The 703-nt window shown below is 47.5% G+C and carries 1 protein-coding gene; it reads right to left on the minus strand.

Going from position 1 to position 703, the window contains the following annotated elements:
- Positions 1 to 703: efflux RND transporter permease subunit (locus R7093_RS25595; RefSeq protein WP_318147068.1), on the minus strand; the 703-nt coding region annotated here is incomplete at both ends.

Genomic DNA, 703 nt, shown 5'->3' on the forward strand with positions numbered 1-703 from the left:
ACCAGCAAAATGCCTTTATCTTCTTGAGGAACGAATGCCGTTGATGTCGTCTTCGCGAAGAAAGACACCGCAGCAACCGCAACGATGAAGAACGTAACCAATAACAGAGATTTCTTAACAAGGAAGCCTGCAACTTGGCCGTAACGCGTAGTAACACGCTCTAGACCACGGTTGAATGCTTGGAACCAGTTAGCCGTGTTGCCACCACCTTGTTTTAATACCAATGAACAAAGAGCCGGTGACAGCGTTAGCGCGTTGATTGACGAAATCACAACCGAAATACAGATCGTCAATGCGAACTGACGATACATGATGCCAGTAATACCCGGAAGCATCGCGACAGGTAGGAATACCGCCAACAGAACCAACGTTGAGGTAATGATTGGCCCAGTCACCTCTTTCATCGCTAGCAATGTTGCTTTGCGAGGTGAAATGGTTGGATCTTTCGCCATCGTGGTATCAACGTTTTCGATAACCAGAATCGCATCATCCACCACGATACCAATCGCGAGAATCAAACCGAACAAGGTTACCGTGTTGATGGTGAATCCTGTCGCTTGCATGATGGCAAACGTACCAATCAACGAAACTGGAATCGCGACCACTGGAATTAACGTTGCTCGCGCACTGCCCAAGAATAGGTAGGTTACGGCAATAACCAATAGAATCGCTTCGACGAGTGTTTTCACCACTCCTTTGATCG

This window comes from Vibrio sp. 1580 (assembly GCF_033340055.1).